The sequence below is a fragment of the Haloferula helveola genome (assembly GCF_037076345.1).
GTDB lineage: Bacteria > Verrucomicrobiota > Verrucomicrobiia > Verrucomicrobiales > Akkermansiaceae > Haloferula > Haloferula helveola.
This window is the reverse complement of the sequence record NZ_AP024702.1, coordinates 2445979-2462495: the sequence shown is the minus strand read 5'-3', so window position 1 is coordinate 2462495 and position 16517 is coordinate 2445979. Positions and strand designations below refer to the sequence as shown.

Here is a 16517-nt window from a genome sequence, read left to right as displayed (position 1 = left end):
CCTCCGCTCCGGCTTGAAGTCACCCGGTCAGGAGTCTCTTCCGCGCAAACGCTTTGCCCGAGGCAGTCTTGAGGTAGGCCTCGAAAGCCACCGCATCGGGCTCCTTCTCAAAGGCCCCATACCACGCCAACATCCAGGGGCATCCGTGCCGCGTTGAGAGGTTCTCGCCCCGGTTGTGGGCCAGCAGGCGTGTCTTCAAGTCGGTGGTGAAGCCGTAGTAGAACCGGTCAGGATGCTTCTCCGAGCGTAGAATATAGGCGTAGAACACGTTTGATAGGTCACGCCAACCTGCCCTGCTTCGCCAAGGCAAGAAGTCGCCGCAGAGCACCATCGAGCCCTATCGAGAAACCGGGGCCGACCGCCGGTTCTCACGGCTACGAAGGGCATTCTTCCCTTTCGCCAAGGAACTCTCCACCTCCTACCCGCAGCGGAAGCTGCCACTTCGGGCCTGCCATTCGTAGCTTTCGCGAATGCGAAAGCGAAGAATGGTCGGGCTGGCGGGATTCGAACCCACGACCCCCTGCACCCCATGCAGGTGCGCTACCAGACTGCGCCACAGCCCGTCACACTTCCGCGAACGGGCGGGCAGACAATCAGGGCGCACGGAGGTTGGCAAGTCCTGAAAACGGGGCCGCCCACCCCGCCATCGCCATTTCCATCGGGAGTTGGCAAGGCCCGCGAATCGTGCGATTCCGGGGGCATGGAGCGTGTCAAAACCGCCATCGTCGGAGCCAGCGGCTACACCGGTCAGGAACTGGTGAGGCTGCTGTTGATGCACCCGGGCATCGAACTGGTCGCCGCCACCTCGCGTCAGGAAGCCGGCCGATCGCTCGGCGACGTGTTTCCGCGCTTCCGCGGCATGCCCGGCTCCGAACTGGCGTTCATCGGGCCCGACCCGGACGCGATCGCCGCGACTGGCGCCAAGGCCGCCTTTCTCGCCCTCCCACACGGGGTGGCGGCAGAGATCGCTCGGGCCCTTCTCGAGCGCGGACTCAAGGTGATCGACCTCAGCGCCGACTTCCGGCTCCGGGACCCGCAGGTCTATGCCGAATTCTACGGTCACGAGCACCCGGCTCCCGATCTGCTCGGCGAGGCGGTCTATGGTCTGCCGGAGGTGCGCAGCAATGCGATCGCCGCAGCCCGGCTCGTCGCGTCGCCCGGCTGCTACCCGACCAGCATTCTGCTGCCATTGATCCCACTCCTCAAGGCGGGGCTGATCGACCCCGCGACCATCGTCGCCAACTCGATGAGCGGCGTCAGCGGTGCGGGCCGGAAGGCCGACATCCCCCTGCTCTTCTGCGAGTGCAACGAAAGCGTCCGCGCCTATGGCGTGCCGAAGCACCGGCACCTGTCGGAGATCGAGCAGGAGCTGTCGCTGGCCGCCGGCGACAAGGTGACGATCACTTTCATCCCGCATCTGATCCCGGTGAATGCCGGAATCGCCACGACCACCACCGCGATGCTCAAGCCGGGAGTCGATGCCGCCGCGGTCGGCGAGGCGCTGGAGAAGGCCTATGCCGATGCCGACTTCGTCCGGCTGCTCGGCAAGGGTGGATGCGCTGATACCAAGCACGTTACGCGGACCAACTTCATCGACATCGGATGGGAACACGACGCGCGCACCGGCCGCGTCCTGCTGATGAGTGCCGAGGACAATCTCGGCAAGGGAGCCGGAAGCCAGGCATTACAATCGTTCAATCTTCTGTTCGGACTTGAGCCGATGGCGGGATTGCAATTGGTATAGTGGTTCGCGAGGCGCGGCCTCCACCCTTACTCATGGACTTTCCTGTCACCCGGATCAAAGGAGGCGTCGGCGCTGCCCGCGGCTTCCTGACCTCCGCCGTCTCGTGCGGAATCAAGAATCCGGATGCCAAACGGCTCGATCTCGCGCTCATTCATTCCGACGTGCCGTGCACATCCGCCGGCACTTTCACCACCAACCGGGTGAAGGCGGCACCGGTGAAGCTTTCGCAGACCCATCTGCGCCGCGGCGACTTGCGGACGATCGTCGCCAACTCCGGGAATGCCAACGCCTGCACCGGGATGCAGGGCATCCACGACGCCCGGGCGATGGCCAAGGACGTCGCCAAACGGCTTGAGATCCGACGCGGCGAGGTCGCCGTCTGCTCGACCGGCGTGATCGGCCTGCCAATGCCGATGGCGCGGATCGAACCGAAATACGACGATCTCGTGGCCGGGCTGGGGCCGAAGAACGGGACCGATGTCGCCAATGCGATCATCACCAGCGACACCCACCACAAGGAGCTCGCGATTTCCTTCGAGCTCGGTGAACACCGCGTTCGGCTCGGCGGCTGCGTCAAGGGTGCCGGCATGATCTGCCCGAGCATGGCGACGATGCTGTGCTTCATCACGACCGATGCCGCCATCCCTCGCGACTGTCTGCAGAAGGTCACGCTGGAGGCGGTGGAGGACAGCTTCAACCGGATCACCATCGATGGTGACACCAGCACCAACGACACCGTGCTGGTCCTGGCCAACGGCGCCGCCGGGATGAAACCGGTGCGCAAGAACGGCCCGCGCTGCCGGCAGTTCGGCAAAGCGCTGCGGTGGCTGATGATCGAGCTGGCCAAGGCGGTCGTGCGTGACGGCGAGCGGGTGACGAAATTTGTCACGGTCGAGGTCAAGGGCGCGCGCACTTATCTCGATGCCAAGAAGGTCGCCGAGGCCGTCTGCAAGTCGGCGCTGGTAAAAGCCTCATGGAACGGCGGCGACCCGAATTGGGGTCGTGTGCTGCATGCCGTCGGCTACTCCCGCGCCCGCATCCGCGAGGAGCTGGTCGACATCCTCTACGAAGGTCTGCCCGCCTGCGTGGGCGGATTGCAGGCGGACACCCCGATGGACAAGCTCCGGGACGTGGCGGCGAAGCCCGAGTTCCGGATCGAGATCCACCTCAACCAGGGCAAGGCGGACTACGAGATGTACAGTAGCGACCTCTCGCCGGAGTACATCGACTTCAACCGCTCCGAGTACGCCTACTGGAAGCAGGCGCGAAAGGACGGGCTGGTTTAGGGCTCGCGCGGTCCGGCCCCCGGTGCGGCTTCCCCGCGGCCTCGGAGCTTGCCACGCTCCGCTTTGCTCCGCAAAGTCCCGGCATGACGACCCACGAGGAAGCGGCCGAGCAGTTGCGGGCAATCCGTTCGATGATGGAGCGGGCGACGATTTTCCGGGCCTTGTCCGGCGAGGCGGCCCTGTTCGGTGGCGCGGCGTCGCTGGCGGCCGGCTGGCTTTCCGAATCGCGCTCCGGCTGGGCGTGGGGAACGGTCTGGCTGGTCGGGCTCGCCATCGTGATCGTCTTCGCGATCTGGCAGCTGCTCCGAACCGCCTCGGCCAACCAGAAATCGTTCTGGTCGCAGGGTCTGAAGATCGCCCTGCGCGGAGCCCTGCCATCGCTGCTTGCCGGCGGCTTTCTCGGTCTCCTGTTCCTCAAGTACGGTCAGACGGGCAGCGAAACCCTGGCGGCATCGATGTGGATCCTGCACTACGGACTCGCGCTGCTCGCGATCCGGGAGTTCGCACCGAAGTCGATGATCTGGCTCGGACTCGCCTTTCTGGTGACCGGTCTCGCGAGCTTCTGTGCGATGACTTTTGCCCAAACCATTTCCCCCATCCTCCGTACCCTCGGTCCTTCCGGACTCATGGCCGCCACGTTCGGGGGCTTCCATTTGCTCTACGGAGCGGCCATCGTCACCACCACCAAGCGCGGGGCCAGCGGCGAATGATCGATTTCTCCAAGCTCGACAAAACGATTCACGAAAAGGGCCGGCTCAGCATCATGACCCTGCTCGCTTCGCGTGCCGAGCCGTGGGCATTCCAAGACCTCAAGTCGGAGCTCGAGATGAGCGACGGCAACCTGATCACCCACCTGCGGACGCTCGGCAATGCGGGCTACGTCGAGTCGGTCAAACTCACCGGTGACGGACGCCCGCAGACGCTCTACTCGCTCAACCGCGCCGGACGGTCAGCTTTCGAAAGCTACCTCGCCGTGCTTGAGCAGATTCTCGATCTCGGGAAGTGAGTCCGTTGCGGAAGATGAGGCAGGGCCGAAACGCAATTTGATGCTTGCCAACTAAGCTTTGTTCTACAAAGTAAAGGTAGCCCGCGCGATCCGCGGGTTCTTTTCGAACCTCTTACTTTGTTTTACAAAGCCATGTCGACGATCATTTCCAAACCTTTGCGCGCGGAGCTTCTCCGGGCGGCGGTGCTCGGGATGAGTCAGGAGGCGCGGGATGCCGGATTGCAGGTGGACCGGCGTCTGGGATCGGGACCGCTGACCATGCTCGGCGCTCCCGGTCCGCACCGCGCGCTTCTGGACCGGGCCCGTCGTCACGGTGCTCTCGAAGGTGACCTCAACGATGCCTCCGCTCCCACCCGTCGTGTGATGGTGCCGATGACCGGAGCGTCCGCCGAGCAGCGCCAAGGGTGGCGCGCCAAGGGGCATGAGCTGGTCGACCTCACGCTTCCGTCGGTGCGACGCCTCCACGCGATGAAGTCGCTGCTGGCTTCCGAGCTCCGGCATCTGGTGCTGGTCGGGTTCCGAGGCGATCCCGAATGCGAGGCGCTGGTCGGGGGAAATGAGCGGGTGACGGTCGTCGAGAATGCCGACGAAGTCGTCCGGCTGCCGTTCTCACCCCGCTTCGGCCTGCTTTGCCAAACCTCGGTCGCCAGCCGCCGTTTCGCCACGGTCGCGGCGGCGCTGCGCATGCGGCATCCGGATAGCGATGTCCAGGCACTCGACACCCGGAGTCCGGCGATGATCCGGCGGGAGGATGCCATGGCCGACCTCACCCGGCGCTGCGATGCGGTGCTTGTCCTCGCCGACCTCGCCGACCTCAGCGGCACGACCCTTTACGAAGTCGCTCGGTGCCATGGGAAGCCGGCGGCACGAATCGGAAGTCCCGACACCGCCATTCCCCTCGATCTAACAGAATACCGAAGGATCGGACTGACGGCTGGAGTCCACACTCCGGACGCGGAGCTTGAGGCGCTCGAAGCCCGCCTCCGGGGTGGCTGAAGTGGTGCTGGCAGGGGTGGGGGATTTCTGACAAAAGCTCCGGCTGTGAGAATCCGTTCCCTGGCCATCGCGACCCTGCTTGTCCCGCAACTTCATGCCGCTCCCTTGAGCGAAGCCGACCGGCAGGCGCTGATCGAGCAGCTCGACGAGCTGAAGGGCCAGGCTGGCGAACAGGCGACCACCCGCTTGAAGGCTGCCGCCGCTGCCTTCTCCAGCGCGATGAAGGACGAGGACGCCGCGACGGAGCTGTATGTGAAGTGCATCGAGAAGGTCGACTTCGAGATGCAGGACCGGGATTCCTCGGCCTTCCGGGATTGGAAGCGTCGCAACAAGGACCGGCTCGATGAAGAAGGCCACGGCCTTGCGCTGCGCCACCAGCTCCGTTGGGCAGTTCTCACTCTGCAGGCCGCCAGCGACCGGACGAAGACGGCGGAGCTGGCGCCCGAGTTGCTGGAAGCACTCGAAGCGATCTACCGCGACCCGAAGGCCTTGAGTCGCCACTTCAACATCCTCGGCCAACCGGTCGATTCGACGGTCTTCGCGCGGGCCTATGGACTGAGCGGCTACAAGATCGAGAACTGGCCGATGTCCCCGCTGCAAGCCGGACGCGACAAGGTGAGGGTGGACGCTCCCTTCCAGCTGGTCATCTTTCCCGCGCTTCGACAGAAAAAGGACTTCGCAGGCCTGCGTGAGGCTTGGGACCGGCGGATTCACTTCGAGGATGTCACCTGCGGCTTCTGGTCCGGCGGCGACGCCGAGGATGGCATGAGCCCGGAGCGCATCGCTTTCACCACTGATACCCGTCCGATGCTGGAGTGGGAAAAGGAAGAGGATCTCTTCAAGCAGGGCGACCAGCAGACCGCCGCGGTCGCGATGCTGACCCATCTCAAGAACCACATCGGCCACAGCCATGCCCGCGACTGGGAAGCACGCTTCCGCGAACTGGTCGAGCCGAAGGACGAGGCGACCGATACCCAAGGCTAGGAATTGTCAGCAGATGGACCGCGAGCTTCAGCTCGCCCCGTCATGCCAGCTGCCGGACCAACCCGGGCGAGCTGAAGCTCGCGGTCCATCATTCCGGCGAAAAAGCTCAGGCCAGCTTCGCCTTCGCCGCGGCTTCCATTTCGCCGAGCTTGTCGCGTTCCGGTGCCGCACCGCGGGCCATGTCCGGCTTGCCACCGCCCTTGCCGCCGGCCAATGCCGCCAGCTCGCGAAGAAGATCGCCAGCCTTGAGACCCCGAGCTTGCGCCGCCTCGCCGCAGTAGGCGCCGAGGTGGAGCTTGTCGCCGTCGTCCACGATGACGAAAGCGGCATCCGTGAACTGCTTCTTCTTCAGGCCGTTCAGAAGCTCCTGCAACAGTGACGCGTCGGACTCGATCGAAGTCACGATCGGTCCTCCCTGTTCGATCAGCAAAGCCAGCGCGGCATCGGCCTGCTTGGCTGCGGCGGATGCCTGGAGTTTCTTCACCCGCTTTTCGGCCTCGATGCCCGCCTCGCGGAGCTCGTCCAGCTTCGAACGAAGCATGCCGAGCGTGTGATTGATCTGACGAATGTCGCCCTTTTCGACAAGCATCGCGGTCATGATCCGCGGCATGTCGCCCACCGAAACCGGCTCCTCGCCGAGCTCGTCGAGCTTCGCGTTCGCCGCCGCGAGCTTCGCTTGGAGCGTGTCCGTTTCGTCATCCATGTCGCGCGCCATGTGCTGCAGGTGCTCCCACGCACTGTCGCCGCAGACCGCCTCGATGCGTCGGACACCCGACGCGATCGCGCCTTCACTGCGGATCTTGAACAAACCGATTTCTCCCGTCTTGCGGACGTGGGTTCCACCGCAGAGTTCCATCGAATAGCCGTCGAGCTCGCGGGGGGCGCCACCGATTTGTACGACACGCACCGTATCTCCGTACTTGTCGCCGAAGAACTGCATGATGTCCTTGCGCTCCTTGATTTCGGCATGCGGGACCTCTGCCCAGGACACCGGCTCGTCGGCGGTAATGCAGGCGTTGACCTTTTCCTCCATCGCCTCGATCTGCTCGGCGGTGACCGGAGCGCTGTTGAAGTCGAAACGCAGGCGCTCCTCGTCGACCGACGAGCCCTGCTGGGCGGCGTCGCTCGACACCACCTCGTGAAGCGCCCAGTGAAGCAGATGAGTCGCGGTGTGGTGCGCCTCGATCGGGCGGCGGCGCTTCGCATCGACCCGGAGCTTCACGGTGTCGCCCGGCTTGACGTCGGCGTCGGCGGGAACCGCGTGGGCACGCGCACGACCGATCTGCTGAACCGCGGTGACGTTGTGGGCCAGCGCATCCTTGACTAGAATGCCGGTGTCTCCGACCTGACCACCCATTTCAGCATAGAACGGGGTCTTGTCGGTGATCACGAACAACGAATCGTCCTGGGGATGGACTTCAAGGACCAGCACATCGGCTTCGTCGGAGTCGAAACCCGTGAAGGCGGTCACCGCCTCCGTCGAGATGTCGAGAGCGCGCACCACCGAGGTCTTCTGGGCTGCGCGGGCGCGTTCACGCTGCTCCTCCATCAGTTCCTCGAAACGCTGCATGTTGACCTTGATCGCGCGGTCCGCGCAGAGCAGCTCGGTCAGGTCGATGGGGAAGCCGAAGGTATCGTAGAGCTCGAACGCCACCTCGCCCTCGATCCCGTAGAATGAATCGTTCAACCTTCGGAGCTGTGATTCCAACGTCCTAAGGTCACTTTCAAATCTGTCTCTTTCAATGGGTTCTCCGGTCAATAGCTCAGAGTTCGGCGGCTTGATGACGCTTTGCCAATCGTTAGAAAAACTAAGCGCCCTACTGGCAGCCTCTTGGACCCGAGTAGTTGAATATCTGTTGAAATGATCATATAGCTCTACCCCAGAAGCGTGCATCGACTGGAGAAGGTCGAGAATCAACTCCGATGCCACTCCGTCTTGAATCGCATGTCTGAGTTTTGCACAAATCTCCAGAAGCCTCGGGACTTCGATCTTTCGCTTTTGTAGGTGCTGATAGTGCGCGCCAAACAGCACTAGCCCACGGTCCAGCGTCTCGTTGAAGCTCGCTTCCTCGCGCTCGAGCGTCACGCGGATCGCAGCCTCCCGCTCCTTCAGTTCCGGGAAGACCCCTCCCATCTGTTCGACCAGCGTGGAAACCAGCGCGCCGAAGAACGGCTTGTCGCCTGAAAAGCCCAACTCGCGACCGTAGCGGACGGCCCGGCGCAAAATACGGCGAAGGACGTAGTTCCGGCCGTTGTTGCCCGGGAGAATCCCATCGGCGATCGAGAACGATAGCGTGCGCAGGTGGTCGGCGATCACCCGGAAAGCGATGGCCACCTTCATCTCCTCCGAGAACGCCGAGCGGTCGGCATCGAGTTCCGGATAGATGTTCACGTAGGTCTTGCCGCTCAGCTCCTCAAGCTTGCGGAAGATCGGGGTGAAGACGTCGGTCGCGTAGTTGCTCGGCTTGACCGAGAAGTCGGTGAAGCCCTTCGTGTTCTGGATGATCGAGCAGGCTCGCTCGAATCCCATGCCGGTATCGATGTGCTTGGCAGGCAGGTCGCGGAAGGATCCGTCGGCCTCGGCGTTGTACTGGATGAACACGAGGTTCCAGATCTCGATGCACAGGTCAGAGTCACCATTGACCAGCTGACCGTTCGAGTCGCCGTTCGGGGTGAGGTCGACGTGAAGTTCGGAGCAAGGGCCGCACGGGCCGGTCTCGCCCATCATCCAGAAGTTGTCCTTCACGTTGCCATCGACGATGTGCTTGCGGGGATCGAGGCCCTTGCCTTTGAAGAGCTCGGCCCAGAGATCCCAAGCCTCCTGGTCGAACTCACCCGGATCGCCCTTGGCCTTGTCGGGCGCGTAAACCGTCGCGTAGAGCCGGTTGGCCGGGAGGCCCCAGCGCTCGACCACCAGTTCCCACGCCCATTGGATCGCCTCGGCTTTGAAGTAGTCGCCGAACGACCAGTTCCCGAGCATCTCGAAGAAGGTGTGGTGGTAGGTGTCGTAGCCGACATCATCGAGGTCGTTGTGCTTGCCACCGGCGCGGATGCACTTCTGCGTGTCCGTCGCCCGTCCCGGATCGTACGGAGCCTTCTCGGTCCCGAGGAAATACGGCACGAACGGGTTCATCCCCGCGTTGGTGAAAAGAAGACCCGGCGATTGGGGAAGCAAGGGCGCGGAAGGCACGATGGTGTGCTGCTTTTCGCGGAAGAAATCGAGGAAGCTCTGGCGGATCTCGGCGGCGGTCATGGACGCGGGAAGTCGTTGAGGACGAAAGGGCGGGGAACTTGGGAAAATCCCGGCGCCGAGTAAAGCGTCGGCTGAGCGGACGCGCGGGGGCAAAGGGCCGTAGAGAAAGCCCACGGACGCGCGGGGGCGCGCGTCCCTACCTTTGCCGCCACGCTTGGGCGTAGCGTCGACCGAACTCGATCAACGCGTCCCGGCCGAAGTGCACCGAGTCGACCTTCTCCAAACCGGCCGCTTCGACAAATCGGGAACCGCGATCTTCTTCGGCAACCGCCCTCAAGCCCTGCCGGACCCGCTCATGATCGATGTTCGGCCGCGTCGGTTCGGCAAGGTCTCCGATCAGGAATGGGAGATCGGGTTGATCGAGCTCCCCCCTCATTGCGTGCATCAATCCCCGGAGTCGATCTGCATGGGCTGCCGAGTCCGCAGGATCGAGCGCATCCGTTTCCCCCTGGTGCCATAGTACCGCCCGGAGCACGCCGAACCGCTCCGCGTAGCGAGCACGGCGCACGGTATTCTGGAAGCTTGGTGAGCCCGGACCCAGAGACTGGATCGGAGCGCCTCCCCAAGCGCACGGAATCAAGCCGACCGAGTGACCCGGGGTTTCCTTCCTCAACTCGACCGCAAACGGCAAGCCGAGCCCGAAGCCCGCGCTCCGTTGGTTGAGATGCAAGGGATGGGATGCCGGTCGCCATCGGATCGAACCTCGCCGCTTCGAGTCCTTCAGCTTCGCCTGCCCACCGAGCACGAGCACGCCGGGCACCGGATCGAAATCGTCGGCCTGCCACGGGTCATCCGCACGGATACATCCGAAGCCCGCCATGTTCGATTGCCCCATCAAGAGGAACAGGTCGAACTTTTCCCGAGCCTCGGGAATCGACCACGGACCGCGAGGGCAGGCGGGAAAATGTCGCAGGCGCCAACGACGCACCGCGAGCCGTCTCACCACTGAACGGGAGCGAGGGCGGTCACATCGACGCTCTCCTCACCGGTGTAGCGGTAGTGGCCGATCACTTTGAAGTTGAGCAGGCAATTCTCCCACACGGGACCGGAACCGATATTGTGGACCACCCACGACTCGCTGCGATGCTCACCGGGACCCGGAACCACGATGCCGATGTGGCTGCGTCCGCCAGCCAAACGCCATGCGACCACGTCGCCGGGTTGGTAGTCGGTCAGGTCCTGACTCGGCTGATCGCCGTCAGCGGTGCTGACCAACAGCTCGGCGCCCGAGCGGCGGAAGAAGCGCTGGAGATTCGCGGTGAGGCGGTGGTCGATGTTCCGGTCAGCCGACTTGCGGCCGAAGATCTGCGGGTACTCGGAGAAGTTCCGGACCATGTCCTCATGAACCCGCTTCTGGAGGTCGATCCCAAGTGCCCGATACGAGCGGATCACCAGATCCTCGGCGCGGCCCTTGTCCGAAGGAATGTCGCCGTTGGGGTAAGGAATCTTGTAGTAAGCGTCCTCGTAGGCCACGGCCGACTGAGTCCGCTGGAGAGCGGCGGCAGCGAGGCGCTCGCCCGGTTTGGCGGACGGCTGAAGCTCGGCAATCAGACGGTCAGCACGCTCTGTCGTGGGAGCCGTTTGCTGGGCCTGAAGGAGCGGCAAAAAGGGCTTCCCGAAAAAGTAAACGGCGCCGGCAGCGACAAGCAGAACCACCCAGCCCGCAAGGAAATTCGGCCGCTTCGCCGGCTTCTGAGGCCGGGGGCCGATGTATTCGATCGTGTCGAGGTGATTGTTGGAGCGGCGAGCCATTTGACCGGGCAATCGATACTTGTCCTGTTACCAATCGCAATACGGGATTTGTCTTTTCAACTTTTCTGAAAGTTAAGGTTTCTGAATCTCGACGGCAACCCCAAAACTACCTATCTCATTGGGCATGAACGCGGTCCGATTCGAAAAGCCCCTGAGGTGGGGTGAGCTGGATGTTCCGCTGTTCGGCATCAGCTCGGATTGGTTCGGAAAACCCGTACAGCCGCCGGTCGCGTGGAGCCTCGCGCTCGATCCGGAGCGCTTCTGGTTCATCGCCTCGCATGGTCGGCCGGCAAGCATCCATCCCAAGGCCCGGCCCGGTCGTTTTTTGGCGGAGTTGTGGAAGTTCGATGTCGCGGAGCTCTTCATCGCGGATCCCGGAAGCGGACGCTACCTCGAGCTGAATCTCTCTCCGAACAGTGCCTGGTGGAGCTGCGAATTCAGCGCTCCGAGAGTCCGAACTTCGCCCGACGAAAGCGAGTGGCCGGGTGTGGAAACCTTTGCCGAACTCGCTGCCGATGGCACCTGGGTCGCGGCGATGGCACTTCCGCTCGCCACGCTCCGCGAACGCCTCAGCTTCGGCGAAACCACCACCGCCAACTTCACCTTCATCGTCGAATCACCGGAACAGCGCTTTCTGAGCGCCTCGCCGCTGGGCGACGGCGAACCCGATTTCCACCGTCCGGAGAAGTTCCAGCCGCTGCGGATTCACGATGGCGGCTTGCCCGGAACCGGCAGCCATCCCTAGCGTCATCCCGTGTCGGACGAGTCCTTGCTGATCGTTTCCCCGGAGTGCTGGCGCGACGCCTGTTTCTCGCTTCCGGCGACGCGCGCGCTGGCCCGGGTCCGTCCCACAGACATTCTCTGCCCCGAACCGCAGCGTCGACTTTGGGAGGCGTCCGGGGTCTCGCAGGTCCTGACCCACGACGGCAGCAAGAAGTCACTGGCGGAGTCGCTGACAGGAATCCAGCATGTGTTGCTCTGGGAAGACGGCGTGGTTGCGAAAGCCTGTGTGAAGGCCGCTATACCGGACCGGATCGGACTGCCCGCACCCGGTTTGGCGAAGAAGCTCACCCGTTCACTCGAGCGCACGGTGCGTCCCGGCCCTCCTGAACACGACGTTCGCCGATTCCTCGACACCGCCGCCACACTCGGTGCGGAACCTTTCCAGCAAGAGAACTTCGCGGCGTTGGAAATCGAGGGGGAACGCTACCCTGACAAAGTTCTGATCGTTGCTGACAGCGACTTCGGGAAAAACCACGAATGGCCTGCCGGGCGCTGGATCGAGCTGTTGGAAGAGCTTCCAAAGCATCTGCTGGTCCTTGCGTCGGGGCCGCTCGCGCGGAAAGTCGCGGAAGCCACCGGCATCGAGGTTCTGGAAATTTCCGATCCGATCGAAGCGGCCCGCTTCGGACAGCTGATCGGCGCGGACGGCTCCATGCCCCACGTCGCGGCCGCATTCGGTACGACATGTGCCGTACTATATGGTCCCGGCGACCCCGATCTGATCCGTCCGCTGGGCAAGCAACATTCGATCATCCGGAGGAAAGTCGAATGCTCTCCCTGCTTCGTCTCAAGCTGCCCGCTGGATCTCCGTTGTCAGGAAGACCTCAGCGTGGGACGGGTATCGAACTTGCTCCGAGGATTCATTCCCGCATGAGGAAGTCCAGCAACAGCCCTTGCAGCACCTGGTAGAAGTGGGAGCGGATCCGTGCGGATCGCTTGTCCGGAGGCATTGCCTCGAGCTCTTCATTCCCGAACCCGAACCGTGCTTCGAGAGAGAGGCGGGCCTGGTTCAGGCCTCCGTACCACAGCTCGGCATCCGGTCGCTCGATGAACAATGGCTGACCCGGTTCCAGCGGACCGAGCGCTTTCGCGATGACTTCAAGCTGGGCATTGAACTCGCCGCGAAGTTCGGGCAGCACGAAGTCCGACCAGTCATCTGCCAACGAGGCATCCATTTTGCCGGAGAGCCTTGTGGCGAGATCCGACCCGCCGCCTTGCGCGTCAGCAATGATCGACCGCAGCACCAGCAGATCCAGATCGGTTTCGAGGTCGACCCGGATGCGGCCGTCGAGCGTCGGTGCGGCCTTCATCCCTCGGTCTTCTCCATCGCCGCCTTGAGCTGGTGGGCCTGGAGTTGCTGCGTGTAGAGCTCCGCCTTTTCCTTCTGGCCGGTCCAGACCACCGAACGCCCGAGCTGGTGGACCTCGAGCATCAGCTTCTCCGCCCTCGGCTTGCCATAGCCCAGGACCTTCATGAAGACCCACGTCACGTAGTCCATCAGGTTCACCGGATCATCGTGAACCACCACGCTCCATGGCTGGTCGAGCGCCGTCTTCTCTTCTAACAGCGTATCGCTCTCCGGCATCGTTCAGACCTCGGCAGGTTCTTCGGTCGGAGCATCGATCCATTTGCCGTGCTCGCGGATCAGGTCGATCAGGCGGTCGACCGCCTCGGCTTCCGGGATATTGAATTTCACCGCCTGCTTGCCGACGTAGAGGTTGATCTTGCCCGGAGCGCCACCGACGTAGCCGAAGTCGGCGTCGGCCATCTCGCCCGGTCCGTTGACAATGCATCCCATCACCGCGATGCGGACGCCCTTCAGGTGGCCGGTGGCCGCGCGGATCTTCTGGGTCGTGGTCTGCAGGTTGAAGAGGGTCCGGCCACAGCTCGGGCAGGCGACGTAGTCGGTCTTGAAAATGCGGGCGCCCGCAGCCTGGAGCACGTTGTACGATAGGCGTAGTGATTGCCCCGGGGCTGGCTCACCCTGGATGATCACGGCATCACCGATGCCGTCGCAGAGCAGCGAGCCGATGTTGCCCGCTGCTGCCAGCAACGCCTCGACGAAGTCACCGCTTTCGGCGGCCGGAACCAGCGTGTCCTTGAGAAGGATCGGGTGGCGGGCATCGAGCCGGAACGCGAGCATCCGGAAGGCGTGGACGACTTCCAGATCGAGTCCGTCCGCCACGGTGACCAGGCGGGCCTCGGTGCCGGCGTTGATGGCGGAAATTGCCGCCTCGTCTCGTGGATCGACACTGACGACGCCGGAACGTTCGATGACGATCTCCGGCTTGTAGTCACCCATCTTGGCGATCTTGTGTGCGACCGCATTCCACTTCTCTTGAGAGGTGAACACGCGGATCTCGTGTTCTCCTCCCAGCTCATGGCCTTCGATCTCCATCACTTCCGTCTTACGACGTTCATAGGAAAAGGGAGCGTAGGAGGGCGTGAGCTGTGGCGTGGCTGGAGCGTCCCGCTCCAGTCCGTGATCGGAGCGTCCCGCTTCGACTTCATCCCAAGAAGCACCATAAGGCGACCCGGTCCACTTCCCGCCGTCTTCCCCCGGATTCCGCAGCACATACCGGACCTGATTCCGGAAGTCATCAGCATCGCGAACGATGTGATCATACGATTCCTCCTGCCAGAACGGTCCCGTCCGACCCAGAAGTCGATTCGCTTCCTTCGCCGTGAACGACTTCCACGAGTGTGTGACTCCAGCGAGATCAAATCCTTCGGCCGGCGTCACCACCGCATGAACGTGGTTCGGCATCACACTCCAGGCGTGGAGCGTGTAGCGGCTACCGTCGAAATGCCGGAGTGCCTTCTCGACCAATTCCGCGACTTCTGGATTTGCCAAATGACACTCGCCATGGTTCTCGTGCAAAGTCGGCTCGATCAGCGATTCCTGAAGCTCCCGGATCTCTTCCCGCAGCGGAAGGATCTCGCCTAGGGCGTTTCGCGAGCCGGCGGCGGCGATGGCCTTCTCGATTCGCTTCAGCAGCATCAGGCGACGATCGCGGTGCTCGGTCATCACGGTGTCGGGAAGGGCATCATCCAGCCGGAACGTCACCGTATAGGTCGCGCCGGGGATTCTCCAGTGAGGGAGGTTTGTGGAGGTGCCTCGTTCAAGGTGCTCCCAGTTCGGGCGAATCGACGCGGCGGTTTGGTTGAAAGAGGGGCGGGACGCCCCTTGCACAGACTGGAGCGGGACGCTCCAGCCACCCTTGTTCTGGAATGGCTCTGCGAGCGCTCGGGCGACGGGGATCTCGAATACCGGATCTTCGGTCAGTGAAACGCGGACGGTGTCGCCGATGCCATCGGCGAGCAACGAGCCGATGCCGATCGCGCTCTTAATGCGGCCGTCCTCACCATCACCCGCTTCCGTAACGCCGACATGCATCGGGTAGTTCCAGTCGTCACCCTCCTCTGATAGCCGGGCGACCAGCAGGCGATAGGCCTCGATCATGACTTTCGGATTCGAGGCCTTCATCGAGAATACGAAATTGTGGTAGTCGAGGTCGCGGGCGATGCGGGCGAACTCCAGCGCGCTTTCCACCATGCCGAGCGGCGTGTCGCCGTAACGGTTCATGATACGGTCGGACAACGAACCGTGATTGGTACCGATGCGCATGGCCCGTCCGAGGTCCTTGCACATTTCGACCAGCGGGGCGAACTGCTCACGGATCCGCTCGAGTTCCTCCTCGTACTGGGCGTCGGTGTATTCGCGGATCTCGAACTTCTTCTTGTCGGCGTAGTTGCCGGGATTGACGCGGACCTTCTCGACCCACTTCGCCGCTTCGAGCGCGGCGTCGGGCTTGAAATGGATGTCCGCCACCAGCGGCACCTCACACCCGGCGGCCCGCACCTCGCGGGCGATGTTTTCCAGATTGGCCGCATAGACTTTTGTCTGAGCCGTGATCCGCACGATTTCGCAACCGGCGTCCGCGAGTTCCAGCACCTCCTTCACGCACGCCAGGGTGTCCCGGGTGTCGGCCGTGATCATCGACTGCACCCGGATCGGGTGGTCGCCGCCGATACCGACATTGCCGACCAGCACCTCGCGGGTCCGGCGGCGGGTGTAGGACAGCAGATCGGGACAGTAGTGGAGCAGCGAGTGTTCGCTCATCGGTCGGGCAGGAATACACGAGGATTCCGGCCTCGGCAATGGCGGTCCGGCCGAGTGCTCTCTCAAGATTTCTCCGCCTTCATCCGGCGCTTCCGCTCCAGCCCTTCGAAGTGGACCCGGCGGGCCTCCGCCTTCCGCTCGCGCTCCTTGCGGCGGCAGTTCCGGCACCGGATGGCGATTTGCTCCATTTCGCCACCCGCGTCCTCAAACCACCACTTCTGCTGCGCACCGGTCCAGACCTCGGCTTTCCCACAATCCCTACACGTGAATCGCCAGTCGAGATAGTAGCGGCCGACAAAACAGGGAACTCCGAAGGAACCCATCACACTGCGAGTGTGAAGCTTGGTACGGTCGATCGGCGTGAGACGCAGTTGCCACGCCCGGTCCCGGATCGCCCGCTCTTCTTCCCCGCGTTCGAGCTCACGCTCTTTCCAGTAGCGCCGGCACTTGCGCGTCCCCTCCATCCGGGGCTTTCGCTTCTCCCGCTTTGGCTTGTGTCGGCCACGACCCATCTGCGGTGAAACTGCAATACGTCCACCCGGGAGTCAAAGATCCGTGGGAACCGCGTCGAGTGCGTTACCCTCCCACGC

Annotated in this window: 16 protein-coding genes and 1 tRNA gene; 8 read left to right on the top strand and 9 right to left on the bottom strand. The window is 63.3% G+C overall.

Annotated features, from left to right (window positions below):
- Positions 1 to 19: 19 nt before the first annotated feature.
- Both HAHE_RS09100 and HAHE_RS09095 read right to left on the bottom strand, forming a co-directional pair.
- Entirely contained in the window at positions 20 to 268 is a 249-nt protein-coding gene (locus tag HAHE_RS09100; RefSeq protein ID WP_338690371.1) for a GIY-YIG nuclease family protein, read from the bottom strand.
- A gap of 218 nt (positions 269 to 486) precedes the next feature.
- Positions 487 to 563: transfer RNA gene (locus HAHE_RS09095), tRNA-Pro, on the bottom strand.
- Between the two features lie 137 nt (positions 564 to 700).
- On the opposite strand from HAHE_RS09095, the gene argC reads away from it, so the two are divergent.
- The 6 genes from argC to HAHE_RS09065 all read left to right on the top strand — a co-directional run bounded on the left by argC (position 701) and on the right by HAHE_RS09065 (position 6016).
- Positions 701 to 1744, top strand: a complete 1044-nt coding sequence (gene argC, locus HAHE_RS09090) for an N-acetyl-gamma-glutamyl-phosphate reductase (protein ID WP_338690370.1) — start codon at positions 701 to 703, stop codon at positions 1742 to 1744.
- Positions 1745 to 1776: 32 nt separating this feature from the next.
- The gene (gene argJ, locus HAHE_RS09085; RefSeq protein ID WP_338690369.1) at positions 1777 to 3030 is read left to right on the top strand and encodes a bifunctional glutamate N-acetyltransferase/amino-acid acetyltransferase ArgJ; all 1254 of its coding nucleotides are present in this window, start codon (positions 1777 to 1779) and stop codon (positions 3028 to 3030) included.
- 83 nt (positions 3031 to 3113) lie between these two features.
- Entirely contained in the window at positions 3114 to 3740 is a 627-nt protein-coding gene (locus HAHE_RS09080) for a hypothetical protein (RefSeq protein ID WP_338690368.1), read from the top strand.
- The gene (locus HAHE_RS09075; protein ID WP_338690367.1) at positions 3737 to 4036 is read left to right on the top strand and encodes a transcriptional regulator; all 300 of its coding nucleotides are present in this window, start codon (positions 3737 to 3739) and stop codon (positions 4034 to 4036) included. Before HAHE_RS09080 ends, HAHE_RS09075 begins: the two co-directional genes overlap by 4 nt.
- Positions 4037 to 4168: 132 nt before the next feature.
- Complete coding sequence (locus HAHE_RS09070) at positions 4169 to 5032, top strand: hypothetical protein (protein WP_338690366.1); 864 nt, start codon at positions 4169 to 4171, stop codon at positions 5030 to 5032.
- A 45-nt stretch (positions 5033 to 5077) separates the two neighbouring features.
- Positions 5078 to 6016 carry a hypothetical protein gene (locus HAHE_RS09065; protein ID WP_338690365.1) on the top strand — a complete coding sequence of 313 codons (939 nt, stop codon included), beginning with the start codon at positions 5078 to 5080 and terminating at the stop codon, positions 6014 to 6016.
- Between the two features lie 106 nt (positions 6017 to 6122).
- On the opposite strand, the gene alaS is transcribed toward HAHE_RS09065, so the two are convergent.
- The 3 genes from alaS to HAHE_RS09050 all read right to left on the bottom strand — a co-directional run bounded on the left by alaS (position 6123) and on the right by HAHE_RS09050 (position 11021).
- Positions 6123 to 9269, bottom strand: a complete 3147-nt coding sequence (gene alaS / locus HAHE_RS09060; protein WP_338690364.1) for an alanine--tRNA ligase — start codon at positions 9267 to 9269, stop codon at positions 6123 to 6125.
- A 136-nt stretch (positions 9270 to 9405) separates the two neighbouring features.
- Positions 9406 to 10212, bottom strand: a complete 807-nt coding sequence (locus HAHE_RS09055) for a sialate O-acetylesterase (protein ID WP_338690363.1) — start codon at positions 10210 to 10212, stop codon at positions 9406 to 9408.
- A complete protein-coding gene (locus HAHE_RS09050) occupies positions 10209 to 11021 on the bottom strand; it encodes a DUF1287 domain-containing protein (protein ID WP_338690362.1) in 813 nt (270 codons plus the stop codon). Before HAHE_RS09050 ends, HAHE_RS09055 begins: the two co-directional genes overlap by 4 nt.
- Positions 11022 to 11145: 124 nt before the next feature.
- Here HAHE_RS09050 and HAHE_RS09045 point away from each other — a divergent pair, with 124 nt between their 5' ends.
- Positions 11146 to 11766 carry a hypothetical protein gene (locus HAHE_RS09045; protein ID WP_338690361.1) on the top strand — a complete coding sequence of 207 codons (621 nt, stop codon included), beginning with the start codon at positions 11146 to 11148 and terminating at the stop codon, positions 11764 to 11766.
- A gap of 9 nt (positions 11767 to 11775) precedes the next feature.
- Positions 11776 to 12678 carry a glycosyltransferase family 9 protein gene (locus HAHE_RS09040; RefSeq protein WP_338690359.1) on the top strand — a complete coding sequence of 301 codons (903 nt, stop codon included), beginning with the start codon at positions 11776 to 11778 and terminating at the stop codon, positions 12676 to 12678.
- Here HAHE_RS09040 and HAHE_RS09035 read toward each other — a convergent pair.
- The 4 genes from HAHE_RS09035 to HAHE_RS09020 form a co-directional block, all read right to left on the bottom strand.
- Entirely contained in the window at positions 12665 to 13114 is a 450-nt protein-coding gene (locus tag HAHE_RS09035) for a hypothetical protein (protein WP_338690358.1), read from the bottom strand. The genes HAHE_RS09040 and HAHE_RS09035 overlap by 14 nt on opposite strands.
- On the bottom strand, positions 13111 to 13389 hold the full coding sequence (clpS, locus tag HAHE_RS09030) for an ATP-dependent Clp protease adapter ClpS (protein ID WP_338690356.1): 279 nt from the start codon (positions 13387 to 13389) through the stop codon (positions 13111 to 13113). Before clpS ends, HAHE_RS09035 begins: the two co-directional genes overlap by 4 nt.
- A 3-nt stretch (positions 13390 to 13392) precedes the next feature.
- On the bottom strand, positions 13393 to 15927 hold the full coding sequence (gene ispG, locus HAHE_RS09025; RefSeq protein WP_338690354.1) for a (E)-4-hydroxy-3-methylbut-2-enyl-diphosphate synthase: 2535 nt from the start codon (positions 15925 to 15927) through the stop codon (positions 13393 to 13395).
- 62 nt (positions 15928 to 15989) lie between these two features.
- The gene (locus tag HAHE_RS09020) at positions 15990 to 16439 is read right to left on the bottom strand and encodes a zinc-ribbon domain containing protein (protein WP_338690352.1); all 450 of its coding nucleotides are present in this window, start codon (positions 16437 to 16439) and stop codon (positions 15990 to 15992) included.
- Positions 16440 to 16517 lie beyond the last annotated feature (78 nt).

Excerpts from the sequence above, each read along its gene's own strand:
- HAHE_RS09080 (WP_338690368.1), top strand. The coding sequence starts at position 3,114 with ATGACGACCCACGAGGAAGCGGCCGAGCAGTTGCGGGCAATCCGTTCG.
- argC (WP_338690370.1), top strand. The coding sequence starts at position 701 with ATGGAGCGTGTCAAAACCGCCATCGTCGGAGCCAGCGGCTACACCGGT.
- HAHE_RS09075 (WP_338690367.1), top strand. The coding sequence starts at position 3,737 with ATGATCGATTTCTCCAAGCTCGACAAAACGATTCACGAAAAGGGCCGG.
- HAHE_RS09070 (WP_338690366.1), top strand. The coding sequence starts at position 4,169 with ATGTCGACGATCATTTCCAAACCTTTGCGCGCGGAGCTTCTCCGGGCG.
- HAHE_RS09045 (WP_338690361.1), top strand. The coding sequence starts at position 11,146 with ATGAACGCGGTCCGATTCGAAAAGCCCCTGAGGTGGGGTGAGCTGGAT.
- HAHE_RS09050 (WP_338690362.1), bottom strand. The coding sequence starts at position 11,021 with ATGGCTCGCCGCTCCAACAATCACCTCGACACGATCGAATACATCGGC.
- ispG (WP_338690354.1), bottom strand. The coding sequence starts at position 15,927 with ATGAGCGAACACTCGCTGCTCCACTACTGTCCCGATCTGCTGTCCTAC.
- HAHE_RS09020 (WP_338690352.1), bottom strand. The coding sequence starts at position 16,439 with ATGGGTCGTGGCCGACACAAGCCAAAGCGGGAGAAGCGAAAGCCCCGG.
- HAHE_RS09035 (WP_338690358.1), bottom strand. The coding sequence starts at position 13,114 with ATGAAGGCCGCACCGACGCTCGACGGCCGCATCCGGGTCGACCTCGAA.
- argJ (WP_338690369.1), top strand. The coding sequence starts at position 1,777 with ATGGACTTTCCTGTCACCCGGATCAAAGGAGGCGTCGGCGCTGCCCGC.
- alaS (WP_338690364.1), bottom strand. The coding sequence starts at position 9,269 with ATGACCGCCGCCGAGATCCGCCAGAGCTTCCTCGATTTCTTCCGCGAA.
- clpS (WP_338690356.1), bottom strand. The coding sequence starts at position 13,389 with ATGCCGGAGAGCGATACGCTGTTAGAAGAGAAGACGGCGCTCGACCAG.